13 protein-coding genes are annotated in these 23443 nt (G+C 36.5%); all 13 read left to right on the top strand.

All coding sequences use genetic code 11. From position 1 onward, the window contains the following. The first annotated feature begins 131 nt into the window (after positions 1-131). The 13 genes from HHU12_RS05950 to HHU12_RS05875 all read left to right on the top strand — a co-directional run bounded on the left by HHU12_RS05950 (position 132) and on the right by HHU12_RS05875 (position 23341). Positions 132-2177: a glycoside hydrolase family 65 protein gene (locus HHU12_RS05950; RefSeq protein ID WP_169655836.1), complete on the top strand. Its 2046-nt coding sequence runs from the start codon at positions 132-134 to the stop codon at positions 2175-2177. 222 nt (positions 2178-2399) lie between these two features. Then, positions 2400-4598 (top strand): glycoside hydrolase family 3 C-terminal domain-containing protein, encoded by a 2199-nt coding sequence (locus HHU12_RS05945; RefSeq protein WP_169655835.1) that lies wholly within the window; start codon positions 2400-2402, stop codon positions 4596-4598. Positions 4599-4706: 108 nt separating this feature from the next. Next, positions 4707-6692 (top strand): cellulase family glycosylhydrolase, encoded by a 1986-nt coding sequence (locus tag HHU12_RS05940; protein WP_169655834.1) that lies wholly within the window; start codon positions 4707-4709, stop codon positions 6690-6692. Positions 6693-7930: 1238 nt separating this feature from the next. Then, complete coding sequence (locus HHU12_RS34990; RefSeq protein ID WP_205959793.1) at positions 7931-11632, top strand: cellulase family glycosylhydrolase; 3702 nt, start codon at positions 7931-7933, stop codon at positions 11630-11632. A 228-nt stretch (positions 11633-11860) separates the two neighbouring features. Beyond that, complete coding sequence (locus HHU12_RS05915) at positions 11861-12043, top strand: hypothetical protein (protein ID WP_169655833.1); 183 nt, start codon at positions 11861-11863, stop codon at positions 12041-12043. Between the two features lie 217 nt (positions 12044-12260). Next, a complete protein-coding gene (locus HHU12_RS05910) occupies positions 12261-15242 on the top strand; it encodes a two-component regulator propeller domain-containing protein (RefSeq protein WP_169655832.1) in 2982 nt (993 codons plus the stop codon). A gap of 180 nt (positions 15243-15422) precedes the next feature. Then, a complete protein-coding gene (locus tag HHU12_RS05905; RefSeq protein ID WP_169655831.1) occupies positions 15423-16301 on the top strand; it encodes a glycyl-radical enzyme activating protein in 879 nt (292 codons plus the stop codon). A 7-nt stretch (positions 16302-16308) separates the two neighbouring features. Continuing rightward, entirely contained in the window at positions 16309-18456 is a 2148-nt protein-coding gene (locus HHU12_RS05900) for a pyruvate formate lyase family protein (RefSeq protein ID WP_169655830.1), read from the top strand. A 1-nt stretch (position 18457) separates the two neighbouring features. Next, the gene (locus tag HHU12_RS05895; RefSeq protein ID WP_169655829.1) at positions 18458-18871 is read left to right on the top strand and encodes a hypothetical protein; all 414 of its coding nucleotides are present in this window, start codon (positions 18458-18460) and stop codon (positions 18869-18871) included. A gap of 41 nt (positions 18872-18912) precedes the next feature. Beyond that, the gene (locus tag HHU12_RS05890) at positions 18913-20370 is read left to right on the top strand and encodes a glycoside hydrolase family 47 protein (RefSeq protein WP_169655828.1); all 1458 of its coding nucleotides are present in this window, start codon (positions 18913-18915) and stop codon (positions 20368-20370) included. A gap of 337 nt (positions 20371-20707) precedes the next feature. Further along, positions 20708-21856 carry an MFS transporter gene (locus tag HHU12_RS05885; RefSeq protein ID WP_205959792.1) on the top strand — a complete coding sequence of 383 codons (1149 nt, stop codon included), beginning with the start codon at positions 20708-20710 and terminating at the stop codon, positions 21854-21856. 204 nt (positions 21857-22060) lie between these two features. After that, entirely contained in the window at positions 22061-22672 is a 612-nt protein-coding gene (locus HHU12_RS05880; protein WP_169655827.1) for a thioredoxin family protein, read from the top strand. 60 nt (positions 22673-22732) lie between these two features. Continuing rightward, positions 22733-23341 (top strand): hypothetical protein, encoded by a 609-nt coding sequence (locus HHU12_RS05875; protein WP_169655826.1) that lies wholly within the window; start codon positions 22733-22735, stop codon positions 23339-23341. Positions 23342-23443 lie beyond the last annotated feature (102 nt).

Below are 23443 nucleotides of genomic sequence, written 5' to 3'. Positions count from 1 at the left end.
TGTTTCTTTTCATTTCAAAATCGCTTCAGTAAGATTGTGTATCAGTTAACATGGAATCAAAACACAATGAATTGATAGGTTTTAATAAATAGATTTGGAACAATTTTAAACCTAATCAATCTAATTAAGAAATGAACAGTTTTAGACACATATTACTTATCACCGTATTTTTTCAAAGTTTCGTAGCTTGGTCTCAAAGCAATAATAGTGGATGGGAAATCAAGGCAAACAATAGAGAGAATTATCACTCAGTAGCTTTAGCGAATGGTATGATTGGTATTTTACCATCTGATGAACCATTAAAAGTAAAAGAGATAATACTGAATGGCGTTTGGGATATTTACGGAAGAGGAGGAGTGTCAAACATTGTACAGGGCATTAATTTTCTAAATCTTGATATTGGTGTTCAGCATAAAGAAAAAGTCAGTTGGGTGACTGAAGGAAATGTGGAAGGATGGCAACAGACGCTGAACATGAAAGAGGCGAAAATGATTACTCAGTTTAACTTTGATGACGCTATCGAAGTAGAAAATGAAATTCTAGCTTTAAGACATTTAGCATATACAGCACTTTCAAAGGTGAAAATCAAAGCAAAAAAAGATGTTGTATTGCAAATAAAAAATGAAATCATTGCCCCTGAAGTCAATCTTGAGGGGAAGGCAATGTATCATGCCTATGGTGAGCAGAGCGACTTGAATTTACTTTCATTGTCAGCAGGCTCACCGACTGGGAAATATGAACTAGCGGCTACCACTTCTTTTGTTTTTGAAGGGAATGAAAAACCAGAAGTAGTTAATCATATCGTTAGTAATAAAATAAATAGGGCGTCTTTTAAGAAAGAGCTAAAAAAAGGGGAAGTATATGAGTTTGTGTTGGTAGGAGCGATCTGTAATACTGTACAATCTGTAGATGCGGTGAACGAAGCTGAGCGAAAAGCAATTTATGCTCACTTAGAAGGGTATGATAGATTAATCAAGAGACATACGGATGCTTGGGAAGAATTGTGGGAAGGTGATGTCATCATTGAAGGTGATGAAAAAGCTCAGCTTGATGTGAGATTGCAGCTGTATAACCTTTATTCATATGTAAGAAGAGGAACAAGGTTGTCAGTCTCTCCGGTAGGACTTTCTGGTAACGGTTATAATGGACATATTTTCTGGGACACTGAATTATGGATGTTCCCGATATATCTGATTTTTCAACCTGAATTGGCAAAAAATATTCTGGATTACAGAGTAGACCGTTTGGAGCAAGCGAAAAAGAATGCCTTGATGAATGGTTATGAAGGAGCTATGTTTCCTTGGGAATCCGCTTTGACAGGAGAGGAAGATACACCAACATGGGCATTGACAGGTCCTTTTGAACAGCACATTACATCATGTATAGGATTGGCATTTTGGAATTACTATCAGGTGACGCAGGATGAGGAGTGGTTGAGAGAGACCGGTTATGAAGTGATGAAAAACGTTGCGGATTTTTGGGTGAGCAGAGTGGAGAAGGATGCCGATGGAGTATGTCATATCAAGAATGTAGTTTGTGCGGATGAGTACGCTGAAAATGTAGACAATAATGCCTTCACAAATGCAGCAGCTATAAAGGTGTTGAAAGCGACAATCCGAGCATCAGAATTATTAGGAAAGGAAGTGAAAGAAGATTGGAAATATGTGAGTAATAATATTCCGGTCATTGAAGAAGATGGAATTACAATGGAGTATGAAGGTTATGATGGGAGAAAGATCAAACAGGTGGATGTAAACCTTTTATCCTTTCCATTACAACATTATACAGACAAAGAACAGATGAAAAGAAACCTGGAATATTATGAACCAAAAATCTTCTACAAAGCTCCTGCAATGTCACATTCCATTCTGTCAGTAATTGCTTCCAGAATTGGAGATACAGAGAAGGCTTATCAGCTCTTTAAAAGAGGGTATGAGCCCAATCAGAAACCACCGTTCAATGTATTCACAGAACAACCTGATAACGACTTGTCTTTCTTTGTAACAGGATCGGGAGGGATGATGCAGGCTGTAACCTTTGGGTTTGGAGGACTTGAAATCACTGAAAAAGGATTAATACAAATCAACAGTAGTTTGCCCACTCATTGGGAATCTTTGACGATAACAGGTATAGGAAAAGATAAGAAAACATATACGGTAAAACAGAAGACAAAATAGGTAATTTGAATAGTGAACGAACAAACAAACGCCTTTTAGAAGCGGAACTATTGCGCTAATGTTAAATGAGATTCTAACTCTTACTTTGGGTAACTCCCAAGGTAAGGGAGGAATCATTAAAAAATGAATGAATAGAGGAAAAATTATATTCTAAAGTCTAGGAAATGAGTATTCAATACGAAGAGTAAACAGGGCTTTGGAGGGATCTAATATTATGGAAATATGAAAAGTTATAGATGTGAAAAATTAAAGTTTTTAATAGTACTACTATTTTTTGGAGGAACAAATGTATTTGCGCAGACAGATACAGATAAAGAAATTGAAAAAATCATTGCTCAAATGACAGTAGACGAGAAGGTAGCGATGTGTCACGCTCAGTCTAAATTTACTTCAGCAGGTGTGCCGAGGTTGGGTATTCCTGAAGTATGGATGTCAGATGGACCTCATGGGGTTAGAGCTGAAATCAATTGGGACAACTGGGGGTATGCTGGCTGGACTAATGATTCGATTACAGCTTTCCCTGCATTGACTTGTCTAGCGGCAACTTTTGATGAGCAGTCGTCTTATGATTATGGAGTGGCAGTAGGCGAAGAAGCACGTTACCGTAAAAAAGATATACTATTGGGACCTGGTGTTAATATTTACAGAACACCACTGAACGGAAGAAATTTTGAATATATGGGTGAAGACCCTCATTTAGCTTCAAAATTGGTAGTGCCTTATATTAAGGGGGTGCAGACCAATGGAGTTGCTGCTTGTGTAAAGCACTTTGTAGCTAACAATCAAGAGCTTTGGAGAGGACATATTAATGTTGAAATGAGTGAAAGAGCGCTTCGTGAAATTTACTTACCGGCTTTTAAAGCAGCTGTATTAGAAGGCGAGACTTGGTCAATGATGAGTGCTTACAATCAGTTAAGAGGACAGTATTGTTCGCACAATGAAGACCTTGTAAATAATATCCTGAAAGGCGAGTGGGGATTTGACGGTGTTTATCTTACAGATTGGGGTGCTGCACATGATACAAAACAGTCGGCATTGTATGGTTTGGATATTGAGATGGGAACAGGTACAAATGGCCTTACTTATTCAGAGAAAAATCATTACGAAAATTACTACTTGGCAGGTGCTTTTAAGGAAATGGTGAAAAGCGGAGAAGTAAGCGAAGAGGTTTTAGATGATAAAGTAAGAAGAATTTTAAAACTGATTTATAGAACGAGCCTTAGTAAAGATCGTCCTTTGGGAAGTGTGAATACTGATGCGCATCACGAGGTAGCAAGAAGAGTAGGACAGCAAGGTATTGTATTATTGCAGAACAAAGATAATTTCTTCCCTGTGGCAGATCAGAAAGGACTGAAAATAGCTGTAATTGGTGAAAACGCTACTCGTATGATGACGATCGGCGGAGGTTCTTCAGAGTTGAAAGTAGAATATGAGATTTCTCCTTTGCAAGGTATTCAAGAAAGATATACAAATGCAACAGTCACTCATACGATGGGATATGCTTCAGGCCCTTCTCAATATGGTAGAGTATTTCCTTCTACATTGGATGCGGATTCTTTAAAAGTAGAAGCATTGAAAGTTGCTAAAGAAGCAGATGTAGTTTTATTCTTTGGTGGATTGAACAAAAGTCATCATCAAGACTGTGAAGATGGAGACCGTCTGACTTATGATTTGCCATTTGGTCAAAGTGAGTTGATTCAAGCACTTTCTGAAGTGAATCAGAATATCGGAGTTGTATTAGTAAGTGGTAATGCTGTAGCAACACCATGGACTGAACAGGTGAAAGGTTTGATGCAGGGGTGGTATTTGGGAAGTGAAACAGGACATGCAATGGCAGATGTCATTTCAGGTGATGTGAACCCATCAGGTAAATTGCCTATTACTTTCCCTAAAAAACTGGAAGATAACGGTGCACATCAATTAGGTGAAATGTCATACCCAGGTGATTCTATCAATGTAGAATACAAAGACGGTATTTTAGTAGGCTACCGCTGGCATGATACAAAGAAAATCGCTCCAAAATATGCCTTCGGATTCGGTTTATCTTACACTGATTTTGAGATTAGTGAAATCGCTGCAGACAAAAAAGCATATAACTCTAAGGATGAAATAACAATTACATGCAACTTGAAAAACAATGGAGAACTTAAAGGTGCTGAAGTTGTACAAGTGTATGTCGGCAAGAATAAATCAAAAGTTGAAAGAGCTTTAAAAGAATTAAAAGCCTTCAAGAAAGTGGAATTAAATGCAGGACAAGCAGATAAATTAGAGCTGAAAGTGGCTGTAAGTGATCTTCAGTATTACAATGAAGAAAAATCTGACTGGGCGCTGGAAAGCGGTGATTATTACATCTATGTTGGAAATGCATCTGACAATATTTCAAAAAGAATTAAAGTCACAGTCTCTGACAATGTGAACTAAAATAAACAAAAACTGCCTCTTAAAAATCTCTTAAAGCGATCTGAAACTTCGGTCTACTATTAAGAGGCAGTTTTCTTTTCAATCTTGACAATAAAACGAGAAACTAACATGAGAATTATTACTACAACGTTTACTTCTATTCTTCTTCTATTTTTATTTAATAATAGTTTTGCACAGCTCAGCCCATATGATGCAGCCAAAGCGATTGGAAGAGGTATCAATATGGGAAATACGCTCGATGCACCCAAATATGAGGGAGAATGGGCGCCGAAAGCGGAAGAATATTATTTTGATGCTTATAAAGAAGCAGGTTTTCAGTCTGTAAGAATCCCTATTACTTGGGATGTACGAGTATCCAAAACAGCACCTTATGAAGTGGATCCGGAGTTTATGGATCGTGTAGAACAGGTAGTAGATTGGGGACTAGAGAGAGATTTAATTGTGATCATGAACTGCCATCATGATGATTGGTTGAAGGATGATTATTCAGAAGCAAACATAGCAAGATTTGAAGCAATTTGGACTCAGATTTCGGATCGTTTTCATACTAAAAGTGATAGCTTGTTATTTGAAGCACTCAATGAACCCCATGGCCTCACTATTGCACAAGCTGCAGATGCCAATCAAAGAGCATTAGACATTATCAGAATCAAGAATCCTACAAGGAATGTGATTATAGGAGGTAATGGTTGGACTGCAATCAAAGATTTATTGACAATGCCTATCCCCAAAAATGATGATCACCTAATCGGTTATTTTCATACGTATGATCCATGGGATTTCTCATCAGCTGAAGTGATGAAAACATGGGGAACAACATCAGAGAAAAATTATATTTCAGGTGAGTTCCAAAAAGCAAAAGATTGGAGTATTCAAAATAGAATTCCTGTAATTATAAGTGAATTTGGAGCCGTTCATGACACAGATTACAACTCACGTATGAGACATTACGCTCATTATGTAGAAGAATCACTGTCAAGAGGTATTTCATTTATGGCCTGGGATGATGGGGGTTGGTATGAAATTTATCAGCGTGGAGCAAAGAAATGGCATGAAACGAAAGACATATTAATCTATAATACGAATAAAACTCCTACTAATCTTATTGTTACAATGAATCCTGATTCAACTGTTATGATGGAGTGGGAGAATAGAAATACTTCTGATGCAAAACTTAGAATTGAAAGGAAGCTTCATGATGAATTTGAAATAATCGACGAGATTGACCCTACATCTACATCTTATAATGATGTTTTAGTAGAGCCTGGAGATATTTATCAGTATCGTATATCTCAAATCGTTGACGAAAAATTAATTATTTCTTATCCTCAGAAAGTAGACTTAAAACAATATGTGAGAGAACCTTATGGAGGAACATCAATAACAATACCTGGGATTTTGGAGGCAGAGAATTTTGATAAAGGAGGCCAAAATTTTACCTACTATGATAATGAAGCCGAAAATCAAGGAGGAGCATACAGAGAAGAGGGCGTTGATATTGAAGAGAGGAAAGATGGTGGTTTTCATGTAGGTTATTTAGAGGTTGATGAATGGATGGAATATTCTGTAAATGTGGCAAAAGCGGGTAATTATACCTTTACAACTTTAGTTGCCGCACAGGAAAAAGGAGGTAAGTTTCAGCTTTCTGCTTCAAAATCAAACCTTAAGACATCAGTAGATATTCCTTCCACAAACAGCTGGGAAAATACCACCGAAGTAAATGCTGATATTTATCTGGAAGAAGGGGAGCAAATATTAAGAATCACAATTCTCAAAACACCCGCTTTTAATATTGATAAACTGGTTTTTGCTGAAAAAGTGGATATTCCTACAAGCTTAGAAGATGAGCTCTCAAACGTACAAGCATTAATTTATCCTAACCCTTTCAGTTCTTCATTTACATTGAGGTTCTCAGAGGATACAGACCATGGTAAATCAATTGAAATCTATAACGTGGTAGGAAATGTAGTAAGTGTAGAGCAAGTAAAAGGAGCTCAGGCTACGATAACATTAGAGCAAGTGCCGGAAGGAGTTTATTTTGTGAAATATCAGTCCAATGGCAGAGATTACGTGAAAAAAATCATTAAAAAATAAAGAACTAAAGTGGGCGCGTTGTTGAGTAAAATTGATATAATGACTGAACGAATTCTGAATTATATATTTTATAAAATGGCGATAGAGATAAAATTGTTAATTCAACAGCCGCCCATTTCTTAATGAAGAATTAAGAACCATGAATAATAGAATATGGAGCATTTTGTGGTCTGTGAAGTCGTCTTTTCGATTATAGTTACTACTTGAAAGAGATGTTATTTACAGAACATTTATAAGCAGCCTTAACTCTTCATTCTGAAATAAAAACATTACTGTGTACGATTGAATCACCCTTCTCTTATTGATAAGTGAATAAATACAGCGTCTGAACTTTGATGATAAGGGAAGGGGTTTTAAAGTGAAATGAATTATTAAGTAATGTGACAAAAGTAAGGGTACATTTTATCTTATCTTTTTTATCCTACTCTTCGTTAGATTTTTATCGCGTAACTAAGGCTATGCTCTGCAAATCTGCCTTGATTAGAATAAAAAATATTAAACTAAAATCATCCCTTTTCTTCTGTCACAGTACTCTAAGCAATTGTACAATTTAAATCGGAAGTTTTGAATTAGCTTTTTAAGTCTACTCTGCGTTAGAATATCATCACCTAACTATGGTTTTGCTCTTCTATTCTACCTTGATTAGACTGAAAAATAATAATCCAACATTTTCCAATTTTAAGAGCATGCCTGGAATATATATTTTAGAAGTAAGAATTTTCCATTTTAGGTTGTGAGGATATTAATTTCAGAGAAAATAGTGGTTCTATAGTGGATGAAATTAATAAACTCGTGTTCTGAAAGGGTGGATTTTTACTAAAATAGATGTTTCAAACATGATCTAACTTTTCAACTGCTTTAAAATAACAATACATCCAATAATTAATTAATTTCTAACTAAAATAATTTCTCCTATGTGTACATGAAAATCGAGGCTTGCTCTTTGGGTGAGCACAGTAATCGAATTATTCAAAACCAGCAAATTTCTAGTATTAAGTACTGTGACAAAAGAACTGGAACAATAATTACGTGCACCATGACTTCAGTCATGGGCTAGTGATATTGACTCCAACAACACTAAAGTGTTGTCTTCGTCGCCAACCTTCAAGACTTTAGTCTTGATTAGGTTGCCCTATCACCTGTCCATAGTTTTAACTATGGTGCAAGAAACACTCGTTTACTTTTGTCCTAGTACTTAACAATTTAATTCTCTACTAGACCTAACACTAAATAAAAGTATGAAAGATTTAAAACTATCTTATCTATTAAGATGCATTCTATTAATAGGCATCTTTGGTATTACTCTTCAATCACAGGCTCAAGTAGCTCAGAACGGGTTACTTCAAGTGAGCGGTAACAAAGTGGTCAACAGCAGCGGGCAATCTGTTAGCTTTGCAGGACCAAGTTTATTCTGGTCCAATAACTATTGGGGCGGAGAAAAATTCTATAATGAAGGCGTCGTTTCTTGGGTAAAACAAGACTGGAACGCTGGAATCATAAGAGCAGCCATGGGCGTAGAAGACGCAGGCGGTTATTTTGATGATCCAGGAAGCAACAAAGCTAGAGTGGAAACCATCGTCAATGCCGCAGTAGCCAATGATATGTATGTGATCATTGACTGGCACTCACACCATGCAAATGAGCACGATTGGGCCGCTGCTTATTCATTTTTCGAAGAAATGGCACAACGTTATGGACATCTAGATAACGTGTTATATGAAATTTACAATGAGCCATTGCAGATTTCATGGTCGGCAGGAATTAAGCCTTATGCAGAGTCTATCATCTCTGCCATTCGTAAGCATGACCCTGATAATATCATTATTGTAGGTACGCCTACATGGTCTCAAGATGTGGATCAAGCGGCAAATGATCCTATCAATCAATCTAATATTGCATATACGCTTCACTTTTACTCAGGATCTCATGGTCAGTATTTGAGAGATAAAGGAAACTATGCACTATCAAAAGGATTAGCACTTTTCGTAACAGAATGGGGCTCAGTAAATGCCAACGGTGACGGTGGTGTGAACTATGATGAAACTTGGGCATGGGTAGATTGGATGAAAACCAATGGAATCTCTCATTGTAACTGGTCAATCAACGATAAATCAGAAGGAGCATCAGCTTTATATCCGGGTGCTTCGACAACTGGTGGTTGGTCTGATTTAACAGCATCAGGTGCTTTCGCAAAAGAAATTATGCAATCTTACACTGGCAACGGTGGCGGTGATGGTTCTTCAGGAAGCGAAATCATTACTGGAAACTGTCAAACTGTAACATTGCCAGGTACAGTTCAGGCCGAAGCTTTTTGCAAAGCACAAGGTATACAGACTGAAGCAACCACTGATGCAGGTGGAGGAGAAAATGTAGGTTATATTGATGATGGCGATTGGTTGGAATACTCTATCAATGTGCCTTCAACAGGTACTTACAAAGTAGAATACAGAGTAGCATCTCAAAATGGTGGGAATCAGTTGAGAATGGACCAAAACGAAGGAAATGATATTCTAGGAACGGTTGATGTACCATCAACTGGCGGATGGCAGACCTGGCAAACTGTTTCACACGAAGTGATTTTCTCTGCGGCAGGTGAGCAAAGCATAGGAATCTTTGCAGTAGTTGGTGGAGTGAATATCAATTGGATCTCTCTTACAAAAGTTGGAGGAGGTGATAATAGCACTGGAGGTGTTGTTCTTCCTGCAAAAATTGAGGCTGAGAATTATGCTTCAATGTCTGGTATTCAAACCGAAGCAACTACAGATATTGGTGGTGGAGAAAATATTGGCTGGTTTGATATAGGCGATTGGGTGAAATATAACGTGTCATCAGTAGCATCAAGTGATTATAATTTAACGCTAAGAGTTGCCTCACAAAGTGGTGGAGATATCATTGTACAAAGAAACAATTCTACGATTACCACCCTAACTGTTCCGGCAACTGGTGGATGGCAAAACTGGCAAGATTTGTCAACTGTGATTAATCTGCCTTCAGGTGATTCTGAAATTACTTTAACAACAAACACAGGTGGAATCAATGTTAATTACTTAGATTTCTCAACCGTAGGTCCATGTACACCTTCAGTTACTACAGTAACTATCTCACCTTCTACAGCATCTTTGTCACTCAATGAATCGATTCAGTTGACAGCAGTAGCTTCAGATAATTGTGGAAATGATTTGTCATCAGGTATTACTTGGTCAGCAAATGCACCTAATGGATATTTTACAGGAGGTTCTACAGGTAAGCATACAGTAACAGCACAAGTAAATGGTGTTGTCGCATCCGCAACTATTACGGTTAATGAAGATAATGGTGGAGGTAATAACGGAGGTTTTGTAGTCTCTCAAAACGGTTTATTACAAGTAAGCGGTAATAAAATTGTCAATAGAAACGGAGAGTCAGTGAGTTTTGCAGGACCAAGTTTCTTCTGGTCAAATAATAACTGGGGAGCGGACAGATTTTATAATGCAGACGTTGTATCGTGGGTGAAACAAGACTGGAATGCAGGTATTGTTCGTGCGGCAATGGGTGTTGAAGATCCAGGTGGATATTTTGATGATCCGACAAGCAATAAGGCGAGAGTAGAGGCGGTGGTAAATGCGGCAATTGCCAATGATATGTATGTGATCATCGATTGGCACTCGCATCATGCCAATGAACATGATTGGTCACGTGCGGAGAGTTTCTTTGCAGAGATGGCTCAGAAGTATGGTCAGTATGACAATGTAATGTATGAGATTTATAATGAGCCTTTACAAATTTCATGGTCATCAGGAATCAAACCTTATGCGGAGTCAATTATATCAACGATCCGTCAGCACGATCCAGACAATATCATCATTGTAGGAACACCAACTTGGTCACAAGATGTAGATCAGGCGGCGAACGATCCAATCAACCAATCAAATATCGCCTACACATTGCATTTCTATGCTGGTACTCACGGTCAATATTTAAGAGACAAAGGTAACTATGCACTTTCAAGAGGACTGGCTTTATTCGTAACGGAGTGGGGTTCGGTGAATGCAAACGGCGATGGTGCTGTAAATTATAACGAAACTTGGGCTTGGATTGACTGGATGAAAGCCAACGGAATTTCACACTGTAAATGGTCTATTAATGATAAACAAGAGGGAGCCTCATTCTTAAACCCAGGTGCATCAAGCACTGGTGGCTGGGCCAACTTGACAGCTTCTGGAGCATTTGCCAAGGAAATCATGCAGACTTATGATTATGGTGTAAGTAATGAAGGAAATAACGGTGGTAACACTGGAGGTGTAAATACAGGAGGATCAGGAATCCGTCTTGAAGCTGAAAATTATACTTTCATGAGTGGTATTGAAGCTGGAAATGGTATTGTAGGATACATTGATGCAGGAGACTGGTTAGCATTCCATGGAGTAAACATCCCTTCGAGTGGTAATTATACTATTTCTTATCATGTTTCAAGTCCTTATGCTGGAGGAAAAGTGCAGTTAGAAGGGAATTCTGGATCGACAGTATACGGAAGTGTAGATGTGCCAAGTACTGGCGGATGGGATAACTATCAAACGATATCACATGTTGCTTACTTAAACGCAGGTGAGCAGGACTTCGGAATCGGGTTCCCGGCAGGTCCTTTCAACCTTGATTGGATTGAAATTACACCTGAAACTTCTTCAGGAAGGACAGCCAATAACACTTCACTGTCGTTAGAAGAAGAGATCGAAGTCTTGGCATATCCAAATCCAGCCAATAATTTCGTTAACTTATCTGGCTTAGAGGGGAATTTCTCATCATTGAAATTATTCAATCTTGCAGGTAAAATGAAGGGTGCATTGGATCTTCGAGACAACCAATCTTATAAGCTAGATATCAGTAATCTTCAAAAAGGAATTTACCTGATACAGTTAATTGGAAAAGATAAGTCTAAGACTGTCAAAATTATAAAACAATAATTAAAAAAATATAAGTGGTGATATTTTTAGTGTAATATCGCCACTTATAAGGTGATAAAAAATAAGTGTAAAAGGTGACTTTTATCTTTTTATTCTAGGTGGTTTTAGGGTGTAATTTTAACTCAAAATTAAATTACTTAACAAATCCTAATGACCTAAAAATAATAATATTTTTTACCGTTCTTAAGGGTATGATTAATAACATGTCTAACATAAATTGACACGACAATGGAAAACACAATATTGTCCGCTATAGAAAGGCTAGAACAACAAGTAGCTTTTATTAAAGGAAGAATCAGAGTATTAGAAGGAAATGGTTGTTCCCTGAAGGATACAGAGCACTTAAGAGCACGTATGAAACGTCATAAAGTTGAACTCAACGAACTCAGATTTCAGCAGGCAAGAGGGTAGTTTCCCGAATGGTTAATCATCCGCATACTTAAGAAACTAAAAAAAATAGATAAGCAACCCGTTGCTTATCTATTTTTTTGTAATAGAGCATTGTTACTAAATTTTACATCAATAAACGTAGAAATAACATTTGCATTCTACTGAATATATACGTATTTTTATACAATATACTGTTATATTTATATACATATTGAATTGAACTATCTAAAAGAGACCAATGGTTAGAACACTACTTTTTTTTACTCTAACTTTTTTTACCATACCATCAATTTCATTTTCACAACATATCAAAAAACAATTTGAGCATTTACGTACGGAAGATGGACTTTCTGATGCTACTGTTAATTCAATTTTACAAGACAGTAAAGGATTTATGTGGTTTGGCACATTTAAAGGGCTGAACAGGTATGATGGCTATGAAATGAAAGTTTACCCCTATGATATGGGGAGCGAGAAAGGACCTAATGATAATATGATTTCATGTTTGCTGGAAGATCATCAAGGTTTGCTATGGATAGGCTTTTTGAATAATGGGATGAGTGTCTATAATCCTAAAGATGAAACATTTAAGCATATTGAAGGAGGGTGGCAAGAGAATTTGATGGTGCCAAGCTTTTCAGTGAACTGTATGATGGAAGATGACGAACAACAGTTATGGATAGGTGCCAGTGGTGGAATTTCTATTATATCTAAGGACAGAAAGCAATACAAAAAATACTATTTTGAAGAAGGAAATCCAAATACGATCAATGGAGTATCCGTACATGATATGGTAGAGGATAAATGGAATCGAATATGGTTGGCCACTGACAACAGAAAGTTGTGTGTTTATGATAAGAACACAAAAAACTTTTCTGAAGTTGAGTACACTCATCTTCCGTTAAATAGCCTTGATGATAATGCTAAAAAAAATCTATTTATCTATAATGATACATTGCTTTATGTAGGTAGTAATAGTGGCGGACTAGCGGAGTATAACCTGCTCACCGGTCAATATACTACTTATGTGACAGGCGTTCCCGGTAAAGGGCCTAGTAGTAATAATATCAAAGATATATTGCAGGTGGGCAATAAATTATGGTTAGCTACAGATGGTGCAGGGCTCGATGTGTTTGATGTGAATACAAAATATTTTGAATCTCACATACATTCAAAAGTAGATCCTCTTTCTTTGTCAACGGATGTGTTGTGGAGTATGTATAAGGACAAAGAAGAAAATATTTGGATAGGTGCTTATCTAGAAGGAGTGGATAAGTTTGACCCTCGCAAAAACTTCTTTAAGCAAATCAATCACACTCCTTGTGATGATAATACTTTGCCAAATAAACCTGTACTTTCTCTCTATTATGATAAAAAAGGAAAACTATGGGCAGGTACTGACTGGGGGGGATTGCATCAGCAGTCAGATGAAAACGAAAATAATTTTAAGCATTTTGACATTGACGGCAAGCAGATTGATGGTTTTGCGGTGGATGTAGTGAAAACAATGACAGAAGATTCTCTTGGCAATTTCCTTGTAGGGACTTATAGTGAAGGATTGAGAGTGGTAGATAAAAAAACAGGGAAGTACTTTCATATGAAAAGAGATGGCAATGATGATTGTTTGACTACAAATAATATTTGGGCACTTTATACAGATTCTAAAGGAATCACATGGGTCGGTACTTTGGGAGGAGGAATTACCCAATATGACCCAGTAAAGAAAGAATGTGTGAGTTTGAATTTAGATTATTCTAATGCTGGACAAATTCATGTATATCATATTTTTGAAGATGCTCAATCTAATATCTGGTTTAGTACGGATAGTGGGGTAGTGCTTTTTGAAAGAAGTACAGGCAAGTGGACTTTTGATTTGATGAACAAGCTGATAGAAACCAATCATAATTTCAATTATGTAAAAGCGGTTTTTGAAGATAAGTTGAGACACATTTGGTTAGCGACAGCTGTTGGACTGGTAAAATATCTTCCAGAGAGAAAAGAGTTTAAAGTATTGACGGAAAAGGATGGTATACCACAGTTGCCATTGCTTAATATCACTTCCGACCAAATGGGTAACTTGATTATTGTATCTAAAAAGTACATTTCCAAAATGTCTTTGTCTGGTGAAGATATAGTGAGTTTTCATATTCCTAATAACTCATTTAACTATAATTCATTAGAAAAAAATAACAAGGGAGAAATCTTAATTGGCGGTACAGAAGGCATAACCATTTTTAACCCACAAATGCTAGGAGAAAATGAAGTTGTGCCACCAGTATATATCACAGGTTTCGATATTTTTAATGTACCTCAAATTCCAACCGATTCTACATCTATTCTTAAAAACTCAGTGTTGGAAACTGAGACAATTGAGCTAGAATATGATCAGTCTGTTTTCAATTTTAATTACTGTGCTTTGAACTTCACAGAAACAGATCGAAATCAATACGCTTACAAGCTTTCGGGTTTTGATACAAAGTGGAATTATGTGGGAGATCGAAGAATTGCAACTTACACCAACTTAGATCCGGGCAAGTATACTTTTAAAGTCATCGCATCTAATAATCATGGTGTTTGGAATAAAGAAGGGGCGTCAATCAATGTAATCATAAAAACACCTTTCTGGCAATCCACATGGTTTAGATTGCTGATGTTGTCACTAATCCTTTTGGCCCTTTATTTCTTACAAAGGGTGAGGATTATGAATGTGAAAAAACAATTCGCATTAGAAAGCATCCAAGCGGAGCGAGAGAAAATTAAGATTCAGAATACAACACTTGAAAAAGAACTTGATACCACAAAAGGTGAACTGACTAATATTACAATCAGTCATCTTCATAAAAATCAAAGTTTACAGCAAGTAAAACAGAAGCTGGAAGAGTTGGCTGCCAATTTGGGAAGTACTGAGAAACGTAAAATCAGAACAATCGTCAAAGAAATCAACAAAGAGAGTGATGATCATGATTATTGGGATAAGTTTGAGCACCAATTCAATAAGTCACATGATAACTTCTTGGAGAGGTTTAAAGTACAGTATCCTGATCTAAGCAAAAGGGAACTGAGGATTTGTGCTTATCTGAGAATGGACCTAGAGAATCAGGAAATAGCCACATTGATGAATGTCAGTGTGAGGACACTCGAAACTTCGAGATATAGAATCAGAAAAAAAATTGGTTTGGAGAAACGGAAATCGCTAACCAAAATGATCACAAGGTTTTAAGTAAAAAGAAAGGCTGCTTTTAAAGTGGCCTTTTTTTATGGGGCTAAAAATCATGAGGTCGTGTAAGTACTCTGAATACACGCTGTAGTACACTATTATTAGTTGAATTCTAGATGAAATCGCCTTTACTTTGTAATTGTAAATAATGAGTGAATTATACACTTCTATAAAGTAAAAGTTTTGGAACAAGGAATCATTACAAATTTACAGCGCCTTTCATTGCATGACGGTAACGGTATTAGAACTGTTATTTTCTTGAAAGGGTGTAATATGAGTTGTTTGTGGTGCCATAATCCAGAAACTTTTTCATCAAAAATTCAAATTGAAAGAGTCGAACAGAAGTGTATCTCTTGTGGAGCTTGTGTGGAAGTATGTTCTACTGATGCATTATTTGTTAATGACGGTAAAGTACACTATAATCCTAGTTTATGTGATAATCACAGAAATTGTACACAAGTGTGTTATTCCGGAGCAATGCATGAGGTAGGGAAAACCTATTCACCTCAAGGTTTATATAAAGCGATTGAAAAGGATATTCCTTTTTTTAAGTCCTCCAACGGAGGAATTACATTTTCCGGAGGAGAGCCTTTATTACAGCATCAATTCTTACTTCAGACTTTGAAGTATTTCAAAGAGCGAGGATTGAATATAGCAGTGGAGTCCAACTTCAATGTTTCATGGAGTATTATTTCAAAGGTGCTTCCTTATGTAGATCATTGGTTGATAGATCTCAAATTTGTTGATGCTGCAAAGCATAAGCAATGGACATCCACCGGAAATCAAAAGGTTTTATCCAATATAAAAAGGATAGACCAAGAAAAAGTGAGTTACGAGTTGAGAACCCCTTTAATACCGACAGCGAATAATAATAAAGAGGAGATCACTGCGATTAATGATTTTGTACATCAACTTTCAAACTGCAAGGACTTTAAGCTCAATCCTTATCATAAATTAGGGGAGCAAAAATACAAGAACCTTGGTTTGGAATACAACTTGGCACATATCAATGAAATGAATCATTCAGAATTCAAATTTTGGTCTGATTTGATAAAGAAATAGAATGAAAATGAAAGAATATTACTTACAAAAAATTGAAAACCTAAAAAGAGCGAAATCGCTTCAGACGAAAGAGAAAATTCAGAAAGAAGGACTTTTGGATGAGGATGATTATGGAAGAATTGCTGTTCCTGATGACGGTTGGGAAATTATTCCTAACCATAGTGATGGTTCATTTTATGGTGTAAAAGGCTGGACAGATAATTTTTGTGATTTGATGGACAATCATCCTGTTTACATCGATGAAAAGGATGCATTTGCGGGGCGTTGGATTTATTTTATGTCCAAAATGCGCCCGAACAAATGGAATCCATCTTATCCTTATACTCACTTAATGGCTGATCAGGAGAAGTACGACATTATTCATGGAATAGGAGATGATGCCCACTTTGCACCTGACTTTGAATTGGGATTGCAATTAGGTTGGAAGGGTTTATTGATGAAAATAGAGACCTGTGCTTCTATTCATCAAAGTGATGAGCAGAAAGAATTCTATGCCTCTCATAAAAGAGCAATTATCAGTATTCAAGGCTGGATAGAAAGGCACATTGATGCATTGGAAACAAGAATTCAAAACGAGCAAGATACTTTAGTGAAGGAGCATCTGCAGCAAATGAAAGAAACGAATGTTGCTATTCTGCATCATCCACCTAAAACTTTCCGTCAAGCTTGTCAATGGATCATATGGTTTCATTTGGCTTCAAGAACTTATAATAGAGACGGAGCAGGTGGTCAGATCGATACCTTATTGCAGCCGTATTATGAAAATGACCTAAAAAATGGAATAATAGATAAAGAAGAGGCGGTTTATTACCTTTCTTGTTTTCTCATCAACGACCCTATTTATTGGCAGTTAGGAGGTCCTGATGGTAATGGAGGTGATGTTGCCTCAGAAATTTCATTCCTCATACTTGAAGCAGCAGATAAGATCAATACTTCATTAAATATTACAGTCAGAGTACATGATAATATGAATGAAGCGTTGTTTGAGCAATCATTGAATTACCTGATAAAGAATAAAAATGCCTGGCCTCGTTTTTCTGGTGACAAAGGACTGATCAGTGGTTTTATGAAAAATGGTTATTCAGAAGAATTATCTAGGAAAAGGATTGCAGTTGGTTGTAATTGGATGTCATTGCCAGGATTAGAATATACGATGAATGACCTTGTGAAAGTAAATATGGCTAAGGTTTTTGAGGTGGCATTTGAAGAGGTGATGCTTTCTTCTGAGGTAAAAAGTGCAACACAACTTTGGGATAAGTTTTCATCACACCTTGAAAAAGCAGTCAACACTGCAGCTGAAGGAATAAGACATCATCTGAAATATCAGAAATATAATGAGCCTGAACTGATCCTGAATTTACTATCCTATGGTCCTTTGGAAAAAGGGAAAGACGTAAGTGATGGAGGAGCAATGTATTATAACCTTTCTATAGATGGAGCAGGAATAGCGATAGTAGCGGATTCATTTGCCGCCATTGAGCAGAGAATTGAAGAAGAAGGACGTTTAAGTTGGGAAGAATTGAAATTTCATATGGACACGAACTTCGAGGATGAAAATGGAGAAAGAGTTCGTGCATTGCTTCAAAACAGTGAAAAATATGGGCAGGGTGAAACCAAGGGGGATCATTGGGCAAGCCTAATTTCAAACCTTTTCTCAAAGTTAGTGAAGAGTCAGTCGGATGAAAAATACAATCATTGCTTTATCCCAGGGCTATTTTCATGGGCCAATACAGTAGGGCTAGGTAAAAAAGTAAAAGCCACTCCTAATGGAAGAAAGGCTGGCGAACCTATAAATCATGGAGCGAATCCTACTCCAGGATTTGTGGTAGATGGAGGCTCTCTAGCATTAGCCTCTGCAGTAGCAAAAGTGCAGCCCGGTTATGGGAATACTGCACCGATGCAATGGGAGTTGGACCCGTCATTGGCAAAGCAAGAGCATGCATCTATTATTGGAGCAATCATTAAAACACACTTTGAACTAGGAGGGACATTGATTAATGTGAACATCATGGACAAAGAACAAGTTTTAGCCGCTCACGAAAACCCAGATCTTTACCCTGATTTAGTGGTGAGAATTACAGGGTTTACGGCGTATTTTGCCATGCTTTCTAAGGAATTCAGACAGCTTGTTGTAGATAGAATATTGGAGAATTAAGATGAATATTACAGAAAGATATACGCACGAGGGTGATGGCTATAATCCCTTTTTGATTAGAGAGGGTTGGCAGGTGGCCCAATTAAATTATGAGGAGGAAAGTAAGCCTGAAAATATCAAAAGACTTGATATTCACTACCAGACAGATGAAGCCTTTTTATTAATACAAGGGAAAGCTATATTAGTTTCAGCTCAAATTCATGAAGATAAGATCAGTTATGATATGGAGGAAATGAAAGAAGGCGTAACCTATAATATCCCTAAAAATGTTTGGCATACCATTGCATTAAAAGAAGGTGCAAAAGTGCTTATCATTGAAAAAGACAACACACATTTAGGTGATTTTGAGTTCTATGATTTTAATGAAGAACAAGAAATACAGTTTTTAAATGAAGTAAATAAAATTTGGAAATAAATTATACAGTTAAGTAATAAACCATTATCAAGAGAGTGAAAATGAATACTACCATCAAAAAAACATTAATCGCATCAGTTTTAGTAGCGTCAACAACATTACTAGGAACATCTTGTGGAAATACAGCAAGTGAATCTTCTAAAGAAATAGTAACACAAGAAATTTCTCAAAAAGAAAAGAAAGAATATCAAGAAAGAGTAAAAACGGCTTTCAAAAAAGGGTGGAGAGCATATATGGATTATGCTAAAGGGTTAGATGCCGTTAATCCTATCTCAGAAAAAGGCCACAATTGGTACGCGGAATCATTATTGATGACTCCTGTCGATGCATTTTCTACCATGTATCTGATGGGTTTGGAAGAGGAAATGAAAGAGTGTAAAGAACTTATTTTCTCAGAATTAAACTCCGATAAAGACTTAGATGTACAGCAGTTTGAAATTGCCATCCGAATTTTAGGTGGTTTACTTTCATCTTATCAGTTAGATGGAGATCCAAGGTTTTTAGAATTAGCCAAAGATCTTGGTGATAGAATGATTCCTGTTTTTGAATCACCTACAGGTATTCCTTACAGATTAGTAAACCTTCGTACAGGTAAAACAGGTGGACAGGGTACTAACCCATGTGAAATCGGTTCGATGTTATTGGAGTATGGTGTTTTGTCAAAATTGACGGGTGATGATAAATACTATGAATTATGTAAGAGAGGTATCAAAGCTTCTTATGACAGAAGAGGAGAGACAGGATTGCAAGGTTCATGGATTGACCAAGATACAGGAGAATGGGCGGATACAAGGGCACATATTTCAGGAGGTATTGATGCTTATTACGAATACTTATTAAAAGGATATTTATTATTTGGAGATGAAGACTTATTGGAATGGTATAACGTTTCAAGAGATGCTGTCAACAAATATTTAGTAGATACAACATCTGTAGATGGTGAATTCTGGATCGGTTGGGCTGATATGAATACTGGTGAAAGAATCAGTACTAGATTTGGTGCATTGGATTGTTTCTGGAACTTATGTTATGTACTAGACGGAGATTTAGATAGAGCAGAAAAGTTACAGGCGTCTATCAATAAAATGTGGTTTAAAGATGGAATTGAGCCTGAAGCGGTGGATTACACCACAATGAAACCTTTCTATGAAGGGGCTGAATATTATATGATGCGTCCTGAAGCTATTGAATCTACTTACTATGTTTGGAGAGGTACAGGCAATAACAAATACTATGAGCAGGGTAAGAAGATGTTCGAAAGCATTGAAAAATACTGTCAAGTTGAGAACGGCTATGTACAGTTGAAGGATGTGAAAACAAAAGAGAAGTGGGACACTTTGGAAAGCTTCTTCTTTGCAGAAACAATGAAATACTGTTATTTATTCTTTGCCCCTGAAGATGTATTTGATTTTGAAAAATATGTATTGAATACTGAAGCTCACCCATTGAAAAATACTTGGGATAAAGGGTGGAAAGGAAATAAAATTGGTTTGAAGTAATTTAAATTTCAGAATCATAAGAAGAGCTAAGCTGTTACGGTTTAGCTCTTTTTTTGTGCTTGAGGATAGGACCCTTAAAATTAAATCATCTAAGTACAAAGTCAGAAATAAATACTAGTTAATTCTAATTTATTTTTTGTGAGTACAACGCTAAAAAACGAATTAATAGTGGTTCTATTGAAAGTTTTTTGAAGGAAGTAATCGCAAGACAATAAATAGAATTAGTATTAGATAATTTTGAATTTGTACTTATATTCGCATTACTAATAACAAACTTTTTGGCTGAATAAATCGAAGGATTCAAAAGCCAATATTTTTCGTCAAAAAACAACTTACTTTGAAAAATACTTCCGCCTTCCGTTCACCAATGTACAAATTCTTACTCGTCTTATCCATTGCCACCGCATTAGGATTCCAAGGCTGGCGTACATTGTTCAACAATTTTGCAGTAGATGAAATCGGTTTGAATGGTTTTGATATTGGAGCCATACAGTCATTCAGAGAAGTGCCAGGCTTTTTGGTGGTGACAGCGTTGTTTTTTCTGATGTTTATCAAAGAAGATAAATTTGCTTCCATCTCCATCATTGTCATGGGAGTAGGAGTAGGTCTAACAGGTTTATTTCCTACTTTCTGGGGTTTGATGATGACCACTTTGATCATGTCGATAGGCTTTCATTATTATGAAACTTCTAATCAATCACTCACCCTTCAGAGTTTCTCCAAAGAAGATAGCCCGCATGTGCTGGCAAGACTGAAAAGTATCATGGCTTTTACAAATATAGCTATTGGAGGAGCGATTTACGGGTTGACTTTCGTTGCATCCTATGAAATAATCTATCTGTTGATTGGAGTAGTGGTTGTATTGGCAGGAGCTTGGGCTTTATTCCAAAAACCGATTGAAGAAGATGCAGTGATGCAGCACAAAAAGATGATTTTGAAGTCAAAGTACTGGCTTTTCTATGTGTTGAATTTACTGAGCGGTGCAAGAAGACAGGTTTTTGTGGTGTTTGCCGTATTGCTTTTAGTAGAGAAATATGATTTTACTATCAAAGAGATTACAATCCTTTTTGTATTGAACAATATCGTTTCCATGTATTTCAATCCGATTATAGCAAGAATGCTGAATAAATACGGAGAACGAAAAATGTTGAGTTTTGAATACATCAGCCTAACCATTGTTTTCCTTGCTTATGCATTAATAGAAAACAGATGGGTTGTGGCAGGGCTTTACATCATTGATCATATTTTCTTCAGTTTTTCAATAGGAATCAAAACCTATTTCCAAAAAAATGCAGATCCGAAAGATATTGCACCTTCTATGGCTGTTGGGTTTACCATCAACCATGTAGTAGCGGTATTTCTTCCATTATTAGGAGGATGGATTTGGTTGCAGGATTGGACATTACCTTTTTATGGAGGTGCTGTGCTATGTGTTATCTCACTTATTTTTGCACAATTTGTTAAGGTTCCTACCCTTAAAAAATAAATTCATTGTACTATATCAAGTAATGTGAACCAAAGGGGAAAAAATTGAGCTTGTAATAAAAAAAACTCCTATCATTTTATTACTTTAATATTTAAAATCAACTGAATTAAAGTTATTTAATGAAGCACTACTTAATTAAATAATTCAACCTACGTGCTGAGATGAAAATAATTTGTCTTGGTACTCAATCATTCAATTATTCGTATGGCAGAAAACCAAACTGTAGCACAAGAGTATATCGACAATGCATTTACTTACGAAGTATACAGAGAAGCATTAGACAATCTATTAGCGGAAGAACCGGCACTGATCAGCTACGATGATTCCCAATTAGTCGACTACACTCGTTTGAATGTTACAAGAATGCAAAGGATTGACAAGACCAACAGACTATTGGACCCTTTGAGAGTGGCCGGAAGAGCAGTAAACCGAAGTGTTTATTGGTTGGTGCTGACTGAAGGGTGGTGTGGTGATGCAGCCCAGAGTTTGCCCATTATTGCGGAAGCAGCTCAGGTGTCACCCAAAATTGAGTTGAGGTTCTTATTGAGGGATAATAACCTTGATCTGATGGAGCAGTTTTTAACGAATGGTTCCAGGTCTATTCCTAAGTTGATCATGATTGATCAGAAAACCAATGAAGTGTTGGGAGAGTGGGGACCTAGACCGGAAGAGTTGACAAGACTTATTCCAGAATTCAAGAAGGAAGTAGGAGAAGATAAGCAACAGTTCTCAATGAAAGTGCAACGATGGTACAACAAAGATAAAGGAAAAGCCATCATGAAAGACTTACAGAAAATGCTCGAAAGTTTGAAATAAATCTAAAAAATGCCATAAATTCGATGAATGATTTTATGGCATTTTTTTCTTTAAACACCTATGTCCTCACACCACATTGTCAGAGATGATCAGGAACCTGCAGTGCTGATCGATACGCTCGATGACACCCAATTCCCACTTTTATATTCTTTGTTAGAATGGAGCCCGATAGTGATTGCCTCAGAACAGTCTTATGAGAAACTATTGTCTTTAGATATCAAAATTGATGTTATTTTTTATAAAAAGAATAAAGATAACATCAGTGAGAATATGACAAGACAGAATGAATTTTTTAAGTTAGTACATTACAATGATCAATTACTTGAGACTGTTTTGAAATGGCTTTCTGGTCAAAAACATTTTGCACTTAACTTCATTACAGATCAACTTGAAGCAGAACATCATAAGCTCTTGAAAGGTCAAAATCATATCAACACATTGGTCATCTTTGTAAATTCTTTTAAATATATTTTAAATACAGTTTCACCCTACGAGAAATGGATTCCTAAAGGTGTAGAATTAATAGTAGATGATACAGTTGAGGCGACAGAAAACCTAGTGTCAAAAGTAAATGGAAAGTATAGCGTTGAGAAAGACGGTGTCATCAAAGTTTTTCATCAAGGTAAATTAATAATAGGAGAGAAGTTGAACGTAGTTTATGATCGGTAGCCAATCAAATTGACGGTGTCGACTATTGTTGAAACAAATATTTTTTCTTGATTCACTATTTATTTACAAAACATCCATTAAATTCGTAGATCGAAGAATAAT

Source organism: Flammeovirga aprica JL-4, assembly GCF_012844305.1.
Taxonomy (GTDB): Bacteria; Bacteroidota; Bacteroidia; order Cytophagales; family Flammeovirgaceae; genus Flammeovirga; species Flammeovirga aprica.
The sequence above is the reverse complement of the archived record's forward strand: the minus strand, read 5'-3'. Positions and strand labels throughout refer to the sequence as shown.

Excerpts from the sequence above, each read along its gene's own strand:
- HHU12_RS05950 (WP_169655836.1), top strand. The coding sequence starts at position 132 with ATGAACAGTTTTAGACACATATTACTTATCACCGTATTTTTTCAAAGT.
- HHU12_RS05895 (WP_169655829.1), top strand. The coding sequence starts at position 18,458 with ATGAATATTACAGAAAGATATACGCACGAGGGTGATGGCTATAATCCC.
- HHU12_RS05875 (WP_169655826.1), top strand. The coding sequence starts at position 22,733 with ATGTCCTCACACCACATTGTCAGAGATGATCAGGAACCTGCAGTGCTG.
- HHU12_RS05910 (WP_169655832.1), top strand. The coding sequence starts at position 12,261 with ATGGTTAGAACACTACTTTTTTTTACTCTAACTTTTTTTACCATACCA.
- HHU12_RS05900 (WP_169655830.1), top strand. The coding sequence starts at position 16,309 with ATGAAAGAATATTACTTACAAAAAATTGAAAACCTAAAAAGAGCGAAA.
- HHU12_RS05890 (WP_169655828.1), top strand. The coding sequence starts at position 18,913 with ATGAATACTACCATCAAAAAAACATTAATCGCATCAGTTTTAGTAGCG.
- HHU12_RS34990 (WP_205959793.1), top strand. The coding sequence starts at position 7,931 with ATGAAAGATTTAAAACTATCTTATCTATTAAGATGCATTCTATTAATA.
- HHU12_RS05945 (WP_169655835.1), top strand. The coding sequence starts at position 2,400 with ATGAAAAGTTATAGATGTGAAAAATTAAAGTTTTTAATAGTACTACTA.
- HHU12_RS05940 (WP_169655834.1), top strand. The coding sequence starts at position 4,707 with ATGAGAATTATTACTACAACGTTTACTTCTATTCTTCTTCTATTTTTA.
- HHU12_RS05915 (WP_169655833.1), top strand. The coding sequence starts at position 11,861 with ATGGAAAACACAATATTGTCCGCTATAGAAAGGCTAGAACAACAAGTA.
- HHU12_RS05880 (WP_169655827.1), top strand. The coding sequence starts at position 22,061 with ATGGCAGAAAACCAAACTGTAGCACAAGAGTATATCGACAATGCATTT.